Source organism: Streptomyces sp. NBC_00440 (assembly GCF_036014215.1).
In the GTDB taxonomy this organism is placed as follows: Bacteria; Actinomycetota; Actinomycetes; order Streptomycetales; family Streptomycetaceae; genus Streptomyces.
In genome coordinates this window covers 7,210,127-7,225,135 of record NZ_CP107921.1, presented here as the reverse complement: position 1 = coordinate 7,225,135, position 15,009 = coordinate 7,210,127, and the positions used below count along the sequence as shown (strand labels likewise).

At 70.4% G+C, this 15,009-nt stretch carries 13 protein-coding genes; all 13 read right to left on the bottom strand.

The window, feature by feature from the left end; translation table 11 throughout:
* Positions 1-645: a phosphorylase family protein gene (locus OHB13_RS32195; RefSeq protein WP_328379428.1), complete on the bottom strand. Its 645-nt coding sequence runs from the start codon at positions 643-645 to the stop codon at positions 1-3.
* The gene (gene shc, locus OHB13_RS32190) at positions 645-2,672 is read right to left on the bottom strand and encodes a squalene--hopene cyclase (RefSeq protein ID WP_328379427.1); all 2,028 of its coding nucleotides are present in this window, start codon (positions 2,670-2,672) and stop codon (positions 645-647) included. Before shc ends, OHB13_RS32195 begins: the two co-directional genes overlap by 1 nt.
* Positions 2,673-2,774: 102 nt before the next feature.
* Positions 2,775-3,857, bottom strand: coding sequence for a polyprenyl synthetase family protein (locus tag OHB13_RS32185; RefSeq protein WP_266851141.1), 1,083 nt, complete (start codon positions 3,855-3,857; stop codon positions 2,775-2,777).
* Complete coding sequence (gene hpnE / locus OHB13_RS32180) at positions 3,854-5,242, bottom strand: hydroxysqualene dehydroxylase HpnE (RefSeq protein ID WP_328379426.1); 1,389 nt, start codon at positions 5,240-5,242, stop codon at positions 3,854-3,856. Before hpnE ends, OHB13_RS32185 begins: the two co-directional genes overlap by 4 nt.
* 127 nt (positions 5,243-5,369) lie before the next feature.
* Positions 5,370-6,320 (bottom strand): presqualene diphosphate synthase HpnD, encoded by a 951-nt coding sequence (gene hpnD / locus OHB13_RS32175; RefSeq protein WP_328379425.1) that lies wholly within the window; start codon positions 6,318-6,320, stop codon positions 5,370-5,372.
* A complete protein-coding gene (gene hpnC, locus OHB13_RS32170; protein WP_266851147.1) occupies positions 6,317-7,237 on the bottom strand; it encodes a squalene synthase HpnC in 921 nt (306 codons plus the stop codon). The genes hpnD and hpnC overlap by 4 nt, the downstream gene beginning before the upstream one ends.
* Positions 7,238-7,717: 480 nt before the next feature.
* Positions 7,718-8,503, bottom strand: a complete 786-nt coding sequence (locus OHB13_RS32165; protein ID WP_266851149.1) for an ABC transporter ATP-binding protein — start codon at positions 8,501-8,503, stop codon at positions 7,718-7,720.
* A complete protein-coding gene (locus OHB13_RS32160; RefSeq protein WP_266851150.1) occupies positions 8,496-9,425 on the bottom strand; it encodes an ABC transporter permease in 930 nt (309 codons plus the stop codon). The genes OHB13_RS32165 and OHB13_RS32160 overlap by 8 nt, the downstream gene beginning before the upstream one ends.
* Before the next feature lie 97 nt (positions 9,426-9,522).
* Positions 9,523-10,368: a glycosyltransferase family 2 protein gene (locus OHB13_RS32155; protein WP_328380442.1), complete on the bottom strand. Its 846-nt coding sequence runs from the start codon at positions 10,366-10,368 to the stop codon at positions 9,523-9,525.
* A 50-nt stretch (positions 10,369-10,418) separates the two neighbouring features.
* The gene (locus OHB13_RS32150) at positions 10,419-11,198 is read right to left on the bottom strand and encodes a CDP-alcohol phosphatidyltransferase family protein (RefSeq protein WP_266851152.1); all 780 of its coding nucleotides are present in this window, start codon (positions 11,196-11,198) and stop codon (positions 10,419-10,421) included.
* The gene (locus tag OHB13_RS32145) at positions 11,176-12,237 is read right to left on the bottom strand and encodes an iron-containing alcohol dehydrogenase family protein (protein ID WP_328379424.1); all 1,062 of its coding nucleotides are present in this window, start codon (positions 12,235-12,237) and stop codon (positions 11,176-11,178) included. Before OHB13_RS32145 ends, OHB13_RS32150 begins: the two co-directional genes overlap by 23 nt.
* Positions 12,225-12,977 (bottom strand): phosphocholine cytidylyltransferase family protein, encoded by a 753-nt coding sequence (locus OHB13_RS32140; protein WP_266851156.1) that lies wholly within the window; start codon positions 12,975-12,977, stop codon positions 12,225-12,227. Before OHB13_RS32140 ends, OHB13_RS32145 begins: the two co-directional genes overlap by 13 nt.
* Positions 12,974-14,749: a DUF5941 domain-containing protein gene (locus OHB13_RS32135; RefSeq protein WP_328380441.1), complete on the bottom strand. Its 1,776-nt coding sequence runs from the start codon at positions 14,747-14,749 to the stop codon at positions 12,974-12,976. The genes OHB13_RS32140 and OHB13_RS32135 overlap by 4 nt, the downstream gene beginning before the upstream one ends.
* Between the last annotated feature and the right edge of the window lie 260 nt (positions 14,750-15,009).

Below are 15,009 nucleotides of genomic sequence, written 5' to 3'. Positions count from 1 at the left end.
TCACCTCCTGGGGAGCAGCAAAGAACGGTGCCATTCATAGAAAGCTGGAAGGACGGCACGGAGTACGCGGAAGGCCGATATTCCACCGCGTACCGTCCCAATACGGACGAGTTCATGTTCTGGAGCGTCCACGACCACTCGTACGGCCGCAACCGGGCGGGGCCCGGTCCGTACAGCACTCCAGAGCGTCGCCGCGGATTCCATGTCCACGGCGATCGCCCCTGTGGCACGCAGCTCGGCCCTTTCGTGGCCGCGTACAACATGGTCTGACCCGGTCAGCGGACCGGTGTGCACAGTACGCCCGGGCAGGGCGGCGGCGAGTGCTTTTGCGAGCACCTCGGTGCCCACGCAGGCGGTGGCGCCCCTGCTGTCCCTGGTCTCATCGGCGACGATCACATCACCCGGATGCATTCCGGGTGCGAGACCGGCGCAGAAGCCGGAAGCGATCACGGCGGACTCCCGCGAGGGGAGCTCACCGAGTGTGCGGGTGACGGCGTACGCGGCCGCCTCGGGCCCCATGCCCGTACGGAGTACGGTCACCGGGCCCGGTGCGCCGCCGCGGCGGCCGCCCGTGCGCAGGGCGAACCGCTCGATGCCCAGCGCACAGGCGATCAGCAGCGGGGCGCTGCCCGGAGCCTCGGTCATCAGCTCCCCTGCCGGGTTCCGGCGAAGGGCTCACCGTTGACGTACCGTCCCAGCGCGGTCAGCGGGAAGACCTGCCGGTACAGGTTGTAGTTGATCGAGAAGTCCCAGGGGAAGCCGGTGCCGGTGAAGTACGGCTCGTCCCATGAGCCGTCCTGGCGCTGCGTCTCGGCGAGCCAGGAGACACCCCGCTCCACGGCCTTGTTCTCCCGCTCCCCCGCCGCGAGCAGCGCCAGCAGCGCCCAGGCGGTCTGGGAGGGCGTCGAAGCGCCGTGCCCGATCCACTCCTCCTCCTTGTACGAGCGCAGGTCCTCGCCCCAGCCGCCGTCCTCGTTCTGTACGGACTCCAGCCAGGAGACCGCACGGCGGATCGCCGGATGGGAGACGGGCAGCCCGGCCGCGGTGAGGGCCGGGACCACCGACCCGGTGCCGTAGATGTAGTTGACGCCCCAGCGCCCGAACCAGGCGCCGGTCGCCTCCTGTTCGGCGAGCAGCCACTCGATGCCGCGCCGGGTGCGCGGGTCGTGCGTCTTGCCCTCGACGGCGAGCATCTCCACGACATGGCCGGTGACATCGGCCGACGGCGGGTCGATGACCTCGCCGAAGTCGCAGAACGGCAGCCGGTTGGGGAACGGGCTGGTGTTGTCGGCGTCGAAGGCGCCCCAGCCACCGTCCTTGCACTGCATACCGAGGTTCCAGCGCACACCGCGCGCGATGGCCCCTTCCAGCCGCGCCCGGTCCGGCACCCGGACCCGGCGCAGCGCGAGGGCGACCTCGGCGGTGTCGTCGATGTCGGGGTAGTTGTCGTTGTGGAACTCGAACGCCCAGCCACCGGGGGCGAGTCCGGGGCGGCGGACCGCCCAGTCGCCCGGCCGGTCGATCTCCTCGGCGAGCATCCACTCGGCGGCCCTGACGAGGGCCGGGTGGTCGGGGCTCAGGCCCGCGTCGGCCAGCGCGATCGTGGCCAGACAGGTGTCCCACACCGGGGACTGGCAGGCCTCGATCATGCGGGCGCCGTCCTCGCGCCAGATGGCGAACCGGTCCAGCGACTCCAGGCCCGCCCGCATCACGGGGTGGTCGATGTCGTAACCGAGCAGATGGAGTGCGATGACCGAGTACACGGCGGGCGGCTGGATGCCGCCCCAGCAGCCGTCGTTCTCCTGCCGCTCGATGATCCACCGGGCCGCCGCGTTCATGGCCACCTTGCGGAGTCTTCGAGGGGCGACCTTGTGGTAGATGTGCAGCGCCTTGTCGAGGTGCTGGAACGCCCCGTCCCAACTGACCAGCGGGGCAGGCCGCTTGGCCGGATTCGGGTCGGCCGGGTCGGTGTGCAGCTCGTCGAGTGCGAAGGGGGCCGGGCGGACCGGGCGCTTCGCCGAGACGACGGTGAGCGGCACGATCGTCTGCCGGGCCCAGCAGCCGAAATCGTAGATGTTGAGCGGGAACCACTTGGGCAGGAAAATCATCTCAGGTGGTAGCTCGGGGAGGTCATCCCATTTCCACCAACCGAAGAGGGCGAGCCAGATCCTGGTGAACACCCTGCTCGCGGCCACGCCTCCGTTGGCGCGGATGAAGGCGGACGCCAGCGCCATGTGCGGGGCGTCGGGGGCGTCCCCGGCGAGCCGCAGCGCCACGTACGCCTCGATGGTGGTGGAGAGTTCGCCGGGGCCCTCGAAGAAGGTGGCCCAGGTGCCGTCCGCGCGCTGCTCGCCCCGGATGAACTGTCCGGCGGCCTTCGTGGTGCGCTCGTCCTGGATTCCGAGGAACTGCCGCAGCAGCAGGTCTTCGGCGTCCATGGTCACGTTTGTTTCCAGGTCGCCCTTCCACCAGCCCTGGGCGTCCTGGGCTTCCAGCAGGTATGTGACCGAGCGCTCTGCGGCCCGCTCGGCGGCGTCATGCACCGGGTGACCGGCAAGAATCGTTTCGGTGGTTTCAGTAGGTGCAGTTGCTGTAGTTGTCTCAGCTGTTCCCGTTGCCGAGGCTGCGCGGGGCTCCATGGCTCCGGGGCTTCCGTCGGTCGTCGCTGTCATGGCTTCCCCTTCGTGCAGTGCTTCCTCTGCTGTGCTGGGGTCTCCGTCGGCCGGTGTCCCGGGGACACCGGCCGGCGACCGCGAGTTATGTGGCGATGGTGATCATCTCTTCCGTACTACGACGAAGTCGGCGAGCGCGATGAGCTGCGCCCGCACCCTTTCCGGCATCTCGACCCCGGTGAGCGCGTCGATCGCGATCGCGTGCTGCCTGCGGGCCTCCTGCGAGGTCCACTCCCGGCCGCCCGCCTCCTCGATCAGAGCCGCCCGTACGGCGAACTCCTCCTCGGAGAACGTGTCGAAGTCACTGCTCTTGGCGTCGGCTGCGAGCAGTTCGCCCAGCCGTTCCGACGCCGGTCCGCCGGCCGCGAGAGCCGCGACGACGGGCAGGGACTTCTTGCGCTGGCGCAGATCGCTCCAGGTCTGTTTTCCGGTGGCCTCCGGGTCGCCCCAGATGCCGAGCAGGTCATCGACGGCCTGGAACGCCAGGCCGAGGTGGTAGCCGTACGCCTCCAGCGTGTCGGCCGTGCGGTCGTCGGCGCCGCCGAGCACCGCACCGATGGAGACGGCGCAGGCCAGCAGGGCGCCCGTCTTGTTGCCCTCCATCTCCAGGCACTCCTCGACGGTGACCCGTTCGCGGTGCTCGTAGGAGATGTCCTGGGCCTGACCGTCGATCAGTTTCCTGGTGGCGGTGGTCAGACGGCGCGTGGCGCGGCCGGCCTCCACGGTGCCGAGCTCCAGCAGGATCTCGTTCGCGAGCGCGAAGAGCGCGTCGCCGACGAGGATCGCCTGCGCGGGGCCGTGCACCTTCCAGACGGTGTCCCGGTGGCGGCGCTGTTCGTCACCGTCCATCAGGTCGTCGTGCAGCAGCGAGAAGTTGTGCACGAGTTCCACCGCGACGGCGCCGGGGATCCCGGCTTCGGCCGAGGCTCCGGCTGCCTCGGCCGACAGCAGCGCGAGCGCGGGGCGTACGGCCTTGCCGCCGTCCCCGTCCGCGGGGCGCCCCTCGGCGTCGATCCAGCCGAAGTGATAGGCGGCGACCGTGTCCATGGGCGGTGCGAGCCGGTCAATGGCAGCGCGCAGCACCGGTGAGGACAGGGTCCGTCCGCGCTCCAGGAGCGCGACAATATCGACGGTGTCTGCGGCCGGGGTCACAGGCTCTCCTCTTGTTCCAGTAACAGTGCTCATGCCGCCTCCTGAAGCGGATGGTCGTGGGTACGGCCGAGCGTGGTGAGCACGGCACCGGCGGCGCTGAGACCGCTGCGCACCGCGCCCTCCATGGTCGCGGGCCAGCCAGTGGCGGTCCACGCCCCGGCCAGGCAGAGGCCGGGGATGCGGGTACGGGCGCCGGGACGCAGCCGTCCGACACCGGGGGCCGGAGTGAAGGTCGCGGTGCGCTCACGGGTGACGAAGAAGTCCCGTACACCGGCGCCGCGCGCCGCGGGCAACAGGCGCTCCAGCTCCGGGAGATAGCGCTCTCTGAGAACGGAGACGGGCTGGTCGATGTCGTCGTCGGCGACGGACTGGGACAGCGCCAGGTACTGCCCGCCGCCCTGGAGACCCGAGGAGTCCGTACGGTCGAAGACCCACTGGACCGGGGTGCCGAGCGCGGCGAAGAAGGGCCGGCGGAGCACCTTGCGGTCGTACACGACATGGACGTTGAGGATCGGTGACGTACCGATCTCCAGCAGCCTCTCCGGCTCGTCGAGCGCCCCTTCGGGGAGCAGCGCATGGGCCTCGCGCTGCGGTACGGCGAGCACCACGGCGTCGGCCTCCAGCGTCTCGCCGTCGGTCTCCACCCGCCAGCTCCCGTCCGCGGCCCGGCCGACACCGGCGGCCCTGGCGCGCAGTTCGGTGCGCACCCCCGCCGCGTCGAGGGCCTTGCGGGCGAGCGTGTCGTGCAGGGCGCCGAGCGGCACCTGGGCCCAGCCGATGTCGGCCGCGCCCGCTTCGGAGAGCAGCCCGGTCTTGAACACCATCGCGGCGAGACCCAGCGAGGCGTGCGGCGCGGTCGCGTTGAGCGTCGCGACGCCCACCAGGTCCCAGAGGGCCTCGATGGTGCGGTCGGACTGCCCGTGCGCGCGCAGCCAGCTCGCGAAGTCGGTGTCGTCCAGGGCGGGATCGGCGAGGTCGAGTCCCTTGAGCGCCAGCGCGGCGCGGCCGACACTCGCCCGCTCGGCGAGCGAGAGATGCGGGTACGTCGCGAGGCTCCGGGCCAGGTGCAGCGGCACCGGCAGTCCGCTGCGGCGCAGCCGGCCAAGACGCGGGCCGCTCGCGGGCGCGATGTCGAGCACGGGCACGTCGAGCCGGTCCTGGAGGGGCGCTAGGGCGGCCCCTTCGATCCGGTCGAGGAACCAGCGGTACGCGGTGCAGCAGCGCAGGTACACGTGCTGGCCGTTGTCGACGGTCAGTTCGCCGCGCTGGAAGGAGAAGGCGAGACCCCCCAGCCGGGGCCGGCCTTCGAGCAGGGTCACGCGTACGCCCGCGCCGGCGAGTTCGAGTGCGGCGGTGGTACCGGCCAGCCCCCCGCCGACCACGACCGCGCGCGTCGGCCGCGCCGCGTCGGCTGTCATACGCCCCCCTTCCAGGACCGGCCGTCCCGGTGAGGACGGCAGGTTGTCGAAGTCAGGGACGCGTGATCTTCCCCGGAGGTTGAGTACCGCTCGGCGGACCGTTGCGGAGCGGGTCTGTCGAGGGGCATCAGGCGCGCCTCCGGGCGCTCTGACGTGTGATGTTCCGGGTGTCGAGACCGGAGAGACCGCGGACCGCGACGTACGCCTTCTCCCGGCCGGGCAGCGAGACCCGGCCGCGCAGGACCGCCTCGGGGTCGCGCTCGATGCGGTCCAGGAGGCGCCGGTAGATACCGGCCATCGCGGCGACGCATGCCCCGCTGCGGCGGTCGAGGAAGGGCAGCAGCCGGTAGCCCTCGGCGAACAGGGCGCGGGCGCGGCGGACCTCGAAGTGCACAAGACCGGCGAAGTCGGAGCCCGCCGGCGGCGTCGCACTGTGGAAGCCGTCCGAGCAGCCGAACTTGGCGAGGTCTTCAGCGGGGAGATAGGTGCGGCCGTTGCCCGCGTCCTCGCGGACGTCCCGGAGGATGTTGGTGAGCTGGAGTGCGAGGCCGAGCGTGTCGGCGTACTGGGACGCCCGGTCGGCGGCCGCCGTGCTCGCGGCGTTGCCGAAGACTCCGAGCGAGAGCCGGCCGATGGCACCCGCGACGCAACGGCAGTAGACCTCCAGGTCGTCCCAGGTCTCATAGGTCTCGCCGCGTACGTCCATCAGTACGCCGTCGATGAGTTCGTCGAGCCCGCCGAGCGGGATCGGGAACCGGCGTGCCGCGTCGGTCAGGGCCACCGCGACCGGATCGGTTTCGTCCTCCTCCACGGCTCCTTCGCGGATCCGTCCGAGGAGGTCGCGCGTCGATTCCAGCCGCTCCCGCTTGACGTCGGGGGCCAGTTCCCCGTCGCCGATGTCGTCCACACGTCGCGAGAAGGCGTACAGCGCGGACATGGCCTGCCGCTTGTCGGCGGGCAGCAGCCTGATGCCGTACGCGAAATTCCGCGCCTGCTGTCCCGTGACGGCCTCGCAGTACGTGTACGCGGCCATCACGGGCCCCGAAACCGGCGTTTGTCCCTCCACGGTCCGGCTCACCCCTCTCTACGCGTTCCTCGCAGGACGGCTCCCGTTTCGCGCAACAGGCCGAACTTGGTGGCTTTGGGCGGTCCGGGAAGCACGTCGAATCCGGCGGCGGAGACCGCCTGGAGGGCGGCGCTTCCACCGGCCACGAACCCGGCGAGCAGCAGCTTGAGCCTGCCATGGACGCTACCCACCAGCGGGGCGCCTTCATTCAGCAGGCCCCGGGCGCGTTCGGCTTCGTAGGCGATGAGCGCGCGCACCGATGCGCCCGCGCTCGGGACCGCCAGATCCGCCTCCTGGACGTGGAACTCCTTCATGTCCCGGGCGGGAAGGTAGATGCGGTCGCGGCCGAGGTCCTCGGCGACGTCCTGGAGGTGCTCGGCGATCTGCAGCGCCGTGCAGACGGCGTCGGAGCGCCGGATGCGCTCGGGGCTCGCCGTGCCCGTGATCTGCAGGACGAGACGGCCGACGGGGTTGGCCGAGAGCTCGCAGTACGCGAGGAGGTCCTCGTAGGTTTCGTAGCGCCGGACCGTCTGGTCCTGGCGGTTGGCCGCGATCAGCCCGAGGAACGGCTCAGGGGTGAGGGCGCAGCGGCGGACGGTCGGCCGGAGCGTGCGCAGGATGGGGTGGCGCGGCTGCTCGCCCGGTCCGGCGAAGACGCGCTGCAGGTCGGCCTCGAACGCGTCGAGCATCGCGAGGCGGTCGTCGGCGCGCGCGGGGTCGAGCCCCAGGAGCCGGGCCTCGGTCGCGGGGGACGCGAGGTCCCCGTCGCCGATGTCGTCGACGAGCCGGGCGTAGCCGTAGACCGCCATCAGGTCGTCGCGCCAGGCGCGCGGCAGGAAGAACGGGGCTACCGGGAAGTTCTCCCCGGACGCCTTGTCGAGTGTGGTGCGCGCATGGCTGTCGGTGCCCGCGTCCCGGACGCCCGTCACCGCATACTGCCAGGCGCGGGAACGGCGGAAACATCGCGGAGCTGGGACACGTCCGTTGCCATTGCCGTCACATCTCCCGTTCTACACTGCTGACTCAATACAACCCATTTCGGACACGCCGCGCAGACTGTCAGGCAAGGCGACGCCGGGTTGGCGACGCAGGGTATTGGCCCCGCTTGCCGTGAATCAGCACCGGTACAGCTTACGTTGTACAACGACTGGCACGTCAGCGGGGTGCAGTGCGCATTACAAGAACACTTCAATCCTCCGCAACCTTCCCCGCAGGCACAGTACTTGACGATCACTTGACTCACCCGGACCTGTGCACAACGGTCCGTCATTGGCCTGAACAGCCTGCTCGCACCGGCGTGTCGGGATGTTGCGGGCAGCGGGTGACCGCAGGGCAGCGGCCCCCCGCCGGAGGTTCCGGCGGGGGGCCGCTGTGGTGCTGCGGGAAGGCGGGAAGGGCCGACGGGGCGGCTACTTGCCGGTCTCCTTCTCGTACGCCTTGACGACCTCCTCGGTCGGGCCGTCCATCAGCAGTTCGCCCTTCTCCAGCCACAGGACGCGGTCGCAGGTGTCCCTGATCGACTTGTTGCTGTGGCTGACGAGGAAGACCGTGCCGGCCTCCTTCCGCAGCTCGCGGATGCGCTCTTCCGAACGGATCTGGAACTTGCGGTCGCCGGTGGCCAGCGCCTCGTCGATCATGAGGACGTCGTGGTTCTTGGCCGCCGCGATGGAGAACCGGAGCCTCGCCGCCATGCCCGACGAGTACGTCCGCATCGGCAGGGTGATGAAGTCGCCCTTCTCGTTGATGCCGGAGAAGTCGACGATCCCCTGGTACCGCTCGCGGATCTCCTCGCGCGACATGCCCATGGCCAGACCGCCGAGGATCACATTGCGCTCGCCGGTCAGGTCGTTCATCAGTGCGGCGTTGACACCGAGCAACGACGGCTGGCCGTCGGTGTAGACCTTGCCGCTCTCCGTCGGCAGCAGCCCGGCGATGGCCCGCAGCAGGGTGGACTTGCCGGAGCCGTTGGAGCCGATGAGGCCGATGGCCTCGCCCCGGTAGGCCGTGAAGGTCACCCCGCGTACGGCGTGCACCTTGCGGACACCGCGCGCGGCGCTCTTGTCTTTGCCCACGATGCGGCTGAGCGCTGCGGTGGCCGCGCCCTTGCCGCCGCCGCCGGCGTTGACGCGGTACACGATGTGCACGTCGTCCGCGATGACCGTGGGGATGTACCCCTGATTGGTTTGCTCAGCCACGGCCGTACCGCTCCTCAGCCTTCCAGAAAAACACGAAGCCCACGAGGCCCAGCAGGACCGCCCAGGCCGCTGCGGCCGCCCAGACGTGCGGAGGCAGGTTCTCGGCGCCGTAACCGTCGATCAGAGCGAACCGGACCAGGTCCATGTAGACGGTGGCCGGATTCCACTGGAGCACATGGGCGATCCACGGCGGCTTGCCCTTGAGCATGACCGTGATGGAGAACATCACGCCCGACGTGTACATCCAGGTACGCATGATGAACGGCATCAGCTGCGCGAGGTCGGGCGTCTTGCTGCCGAGCCTGGCCATGATCAGGGCCAGGCCCGTGTTGAACACGAACTGCATCGCGAGGATGGGGATGACCAGGAGCCAGGACAGCGACGGATAGCTGTGGAAGCAGACGGCGACCACGATCAGCACGATCATCGAGTACAGCAGCTGCTGGAGCTGCTGGAGCGCGAACGAGACGGGCAGCGAGGCCCGCGGGAAGTGCAGCGCCCGCACCAGACCGAGGTTCCCCGAGATCGCCCGGACACCGGCCATCACCGAGCTCTGCGTGAAGGTGAAGACGAAGACCCCGGTCACCAGGAAGGGGATGAAGACGTCGTGCGGCAGCCCCCGCCTGGTGTTGAGGAGCAGGCCGAAGATGAAGTAGTAGACCGCCGCGTTGAGCAGCGGGGTCGCCACCTGCCAGACCTGGCCCAGCTTGGCCTGGCTGTACTGGGCCGACAGTTTCGCGGACGAGAAGGCCAGGATGAAGTGGCGCCGTCCCCAGATCTGGCGGACGTACTCCATGAGTCCAGGCCGGGCACCGCTCACCGACAGGCCGTACTTCCCGGCCAGCTCGGCCGAGGACAGACCGTCGTCGGGAGACGGGCGGTCGCTCAGCGCGACCGCTCCGTCATGGGTTGTGTCACTCACAAGTTGAAACTTTCGTGTTCAAGATGCGCTGCTGGATCGGGACCGGGCTCGGATGCCGGGCCCCGGAGTACGTCCGATGCTCTCAGAATCGAGCTTCTCAGATCACCGGTGGCCGGCCCAGTCGGGTCAGCCGCCAGACCGTACGCCATTTCATCGGTCGGCGTGTTCCGCAGGGAGTCGTCCAGCCCTCCTTGAACCCGCCGAACCATGCCTTGAGCGCGGCTCCGGAGGGGCGGCGGACCAGCGTGAGCAGCATCCACACCCCCAGGTAGACCGGCACCAGCGGTGCGGGCAGATTCCGGCGGGCCAGCCAGACACGGTTGCGGGCCACCATGCGGTGGTAGACCGCGTGCCTGGACGGGGCCGTGGTGGGGTGGTGCAGCACCATGTCGGACCGGTAGTCGATCATCCAGCCGGCGTCGAGGGCCCGCCACGCCAGGTCGGTCTCCTCGTGCGCGTAGAAGAACTCGCCGGGGAGCGGTCCGGCCTCGGCGATGACCTTGGACCGTACGGCGTTGGCCCCGCCGAGGAAGGTCGTGACGCGCGAGGAGTGCATGGGGTCGGATGCGCGCAGCCGGGGGACGTGGCGGCGCTGGGTGACCCCGGTGTCGGGGTCGGCGATCCGGAAGCTGATGATGCCCAGCTCGGGGTCGGCCGCGAAGGCCTGGCGGCACAGCTCGGCCGTGTCGGTGTTGGGCAGCAGCCCGTCGTCGTCGAGGAAGAGCAGGATGTCGACGTCGGTGCCGGCCGGGCCGAAGGCCTCGATGCCGACGTTGCGGCCGCCGGGGATGCCCAGGTTCTCGGGCAGCTCGACGGTCCGTACGCCTTCGGGGACGTCCGGCACGGGTGCGCCGTTGCCGACGACGACCGTCTCGACCGGATCGCCGTCCTGCTTGGCGACGGAATCCAGCAGTGCGCGCAGCTCGTCGGGGCGGTTGCCCATCGTGATGATGACCGCGCCGACCTTCGCGGAGCCGCCCCCGCCGGGGGCCGTCACTTGAGCCTGCTGGAGGCGAGGACGGACACGAGGTGGAGCAGGGACTGCAGGAGCGCGATGCCCGCCAGCACGGCGACGCCGAGCCGCGTGAAGAACAGGTCGCCCCTGATCTGGTCCACGATCGCGAGGACCAGGATGAGCAGCGACGCCTCGATGCCGAGGACGAGCCGGTGGAACTTCAGCGCCGCGGCCGCCCTGCGGGCCAGCGCCATGCCGGAGGAGCGCGGCTCGGACGCCGTCTCCTTGACCGGCGGCAGTCCCTGCTGGTGGCGGGCGACGCCGACGAGGTCGGTCTCGGACTTGATCATGACGGCGCCGAGGGCCGCGAGGGTGCCGAGGAAGGCCCACAGCCAGTCGATCCGCCCGGAGCCCCAGATGTCGGCCGCGCGCAGACCGAAGCCGACGAGGACCGCGGCGTCGAGTACATAGGCGGCTACGCGGTCCACGTAGACGCCGACCATCGAGTACTGCTTCTTCCAGCGGGCGACCTCGCCGTCGACGCAGTCGAGAAGCAGATAGAGCTGAGCCATCAGCACGCCGAGCACCGCGCCCCAGATCCCCGGCACGAGGAGGGCAGGGGCGGCGAAGGCGGCGGCGACGGTCATCACGTAGGTCAGCTGGTTGGGCGTGATCCGCGTGTTCACCAGGTGCCGGTCCACGCGCAGCGAAATCTCGCGCATGTAGAGCCGGCCGCCCCAGTGCTCGCCGCTCCGCCGGTCCTTGACGCCCGGAGGGTGAACGACCGGGCGGAGTTCAGCTACCGATGGCTTTTGCATAGTCGGCGTAAGCGTCCTTGATCTGGTCTGCGGACAGGTTGAGGTGTTCCAGGATCGTGAAGCGTCCGGGGCGGGTCTGCGGGGCGTACTGCACGGCCTGGACGAACTCGTCCACGCTGAAGCCCAGCTCGCCGGGCAGCACGGGCAGGCCGTGCCGGCGCAGGACGTCCGCGAAGAGCCCGGCCTCGTCGGCCGCGCCGCGCAGGTGCATCGCGAAGGCGGCGCCGAGACCGACCTGCTCGCCGTGGCTGCCGGCCCGCTGGGGGAAGAGCAGGTCGAAGGCGTGGCAGATCTCGTGGCAGGCACCGGACGAGGGCCTGGTGTCGCCGCTGATCGAGATCGCGATGCCGGAGAGGACGAGCCCCTCGGCGAGCACCATCAGGAACTCGTCGTCGCCGACCCCGCCGGGGTGGCGCAGGACCGCCTCGCCCGCGGTGCGGGCCATGGCCGCCGCCAGTCCGTCGACCGCTTCGCCGTTGACCTTGTGCGAGAGCTCCCAGTCGGCGATGGCCGAGATGTTGGAGATCGCGTCACCGACGCCGGAGCGGATGAAGCGGGGCGGTGCCTCACGGATCACATCGAGGTCGACGACGATCGCGATGGGGGTCGGGACCCCGTAGGAGCCGCGTCCGTTGTCGTTGTCCAGGGTGGATACCGGCGAGCAGATGCCGTCGTGCGAGAGATTCGTCGCTACGGCGACCATCGGGAGCCCCACCCGGGCCGCCGCGTACTTCGCCACGTCGATGATCTTGCCGCCGCCGAGGCCGACCACCGCGTCGTACCGCTTGCCCTTGATCCCGTCGGCCAGCCGCACCGCGGAGTCGATGGTGCCGTCGGCGACGGAGTACCAGTCGGCCCCGGGCAGCACCGGCGCGAGCTTCTCGCGCAGCGCCCGGCCCGAGCCGTCACTGACGGCGAGGGCGAGCTTGCCGGAGGCCGAGATCCGCTGGTCGGCGAGGAGCCCCGCCAAGTCGTCGAGGGCGCCGCTGCTGATGTCGACGACGACCGGGGACGGGATGAGCCTCGTCAGTACTGGCACGCGATGCCACGGCCCTTCGCGAGGTCGTCGTGGTTGTCGATCTCGACCCAGGCGACGTCCCCGATCGGAGCCACGTCGATCCGGAAGCCGCGGTTCACCAGCTCCTGGTAGCCGTCCTCGTAGTAGAGGTCGGGGTCGCGCTCGAAGGTGACCTTGAGCGCGTCCGCGAGCTCCTCGGCGGCCTCGGGCTCGATGAGGGTGACCCCGATGTACTCGCCGGTGGCGGTCGAGGGGTCCATCAGCTTGGTGATCCTGGTCACCGCGTCGGTGCCGTCCGTGATGACCTTCATCTCCTCGTCGGCGAGGTGCTTCACCGTGTCGAGGGCGAGGACGATCCGCCGGCCTTCGCCGCGCGCGGCCAGCAGTGTCTTCTCGACGGAGACCGGGTGCACGGTGTCGCCGTTGGCGAGGATCACACCCTGCTTGAGCACCTCACGGGCGCACCAGAGGGAGTAGGCGTTGTTCCACTCCTCGGCCTTGTCGTTGTCGATCAGCGTGATCGTGACGCCGTACTTGGCCTCGAACTCCGCACGGCGCGCGTACACCGCCTCCTTGCGGTAGCCGACGACGACCGCGACCTCGGTGAGTCCGACCTCGGCGAAGTTGCTCAGCGCGATGTCGAGAACGGTGGTCGGCTCGCCCTCCCCCTCGGGGCCGACGGGCACGAGGGCCTTGGGCAGCGTGTCGGTGTAGGGACGCAGACGCCTGCCTGCGCCGGCCGCCAGTACGAGGCCGATCATGCGGGTTCTCCTTCGTCATGTACAGCGGGTGCTCCGGAGGACACCCAGAAGCGGATGCTCTCCGCGAGGACCACGATCGCCACGGCCACGGCGAGCACCGTGAGCGCGACTGCGAAACCGTCACCGGCGGTGTGCTCCGCCGTGAGCAGGGCGGCGAGTACGGCGACCACCAGGGTCCGGCCGTCGTGGCCGCCGATCGTACGCACGAGCCACCGGGGCGGCGCGCCGGTGCCGCCCTTGATGCGGTACACCGTGTCGTAGTGATGGTAGGCGACGGCCGCCACCAGTCCGAAGGCCGCGGGCAGCGCCTCGTGGACGTCGGAGCGGGCCGCGAGCACGAGGATCGTGACGTATTCGGCCGCCCGGAAGACCGGGGGCACCAGCCAGTCGAGCGCGCCCTTGAGCGGGCGCGAGACGGCCGTTCCGGAGAGTACGCAGTACACGGCGGCGGCCGCGGCGGGCCACCAGCTGCCGACCGGCGCGAAGAGCGACACGGCCACCACGAGGGCGCCGCCCACGAACGCGATCACCGGCAGGGCACCGCGCGGTCCCTTGAGGAACCGTGCGAAGAGCTCGGCGAGCGGTCCCGAGTCGGCGAGGTCGGCCAGTGCCTGGGCGGCGCGGTCCGTGCGGGTGGCCCGGCGGGTCAGCGAGCGCAGGATCCGGCCGGCCGTGGTGTAGCAGGCGGCCAGGGCACAGCCGATGAGGAGCGCGTAGAAGACGATCCGGGGGGTGGTCACGGCGGTGAGCACGGCGATCATGGCCCAGCGTTCACCGATCGGGAGCACGATCATGCGGCGCACCCAGACCGTCCAGCCGACGCTGTCGAGCTTGTCGGAGAGGGCGGCGGTGGGACTTGTGTTGGCTGTCGCGTCGTGGTTCGCCTCGTTGAAGGAGAAGTCCACGACGTGCCGGCAGGTCTGGAGGACCATCGCGCCGAGGGCCAGCACCCAGATGTCGTCGCCGTTGCGGGCCGAACCCAGCGCGAGCCCCGCGTAGTAGGCGTACTCCTTGGCCCGGTCGAAGGTCGCGTCCAGCCAGGCGCCGAGCGTCGAGTACTGGAGCGAGTACCGGGCGAGCTGACCGTCCGTGCAGTCCAGGACGAAGGAGCAGAGCAGCAGCACTCCGGCGGCGATGTATCCGCCGCGGGTGCCGGTCGCGGCGCAGGCCGCCGCTATCAGCGCGGTGATCAGCGAGGCGGTGGTGACCTGGTTCGGGGTCAGCCCGTGGCGGGCGCACCAGCGTGCGATGTACCGCGAGTAGGGGCTGATGCAGTACGTCGTGAAGAAGCCGTCCCGGGACTTCACCGCCGTACGGAGCCGCACGGCCTCGTCATCGACGGCGGCGACGGCGGCCCTGGCCTCGTGGCGGGACTGCGGGTCCTGCGGGACCGAGGCGACCAGCGTGCCCAGCTCGGGGCGCTGCACGGGGGTCCCGGCGCTGTCCAGCGCCGCGGCCAGGGTGTCGGGGCGCGGTTCCGCGGCCGCCAGTACGCGGTTGAGCGCGGGGCGCGCCTCCGGCTGGACCGCGAGCGCGCCGGGGACCGCGGCCGCCGCGAAGCGGGGATCGGTCAGCGCCAGGCGGAGCGAGTGGAGATGGCCGACGAAACGGGTGTCGACGACCGCCACGCGTTCGTCGGCCGGTGCGGCGGTGAGCAGCTGCGCGGTCTCTGCCGCGTCGGATGCGATGCGTACATCGAAGCCCAGCGACCGCAGATCGCCCTCCAGCGACGATCCGGGTACCGGCGCACCGGCGAGGATGGCGGTCGACAGACGAACTCACTCCTTGGAGCTGGCGTAACACACGCGGAGACGGCCCGGTCCCGGCAGGGGCGGGCGGCATGTCGGCAGAGGCTATCTGATGGACGTAAGCAGGCGTTCACGGGCCGTTTACGTCCCGATCCGACCGGGCATGACCCCGCGCCACCTGCTGCGGTCATCATGATCGATCCATGCCTCGCCCCACAAACCGTGCTCCCGTTCCGCTCGGAAGAGGCAGAGCCGCGGTGTCTCCGGGGCCTCTCCGGGGTGTC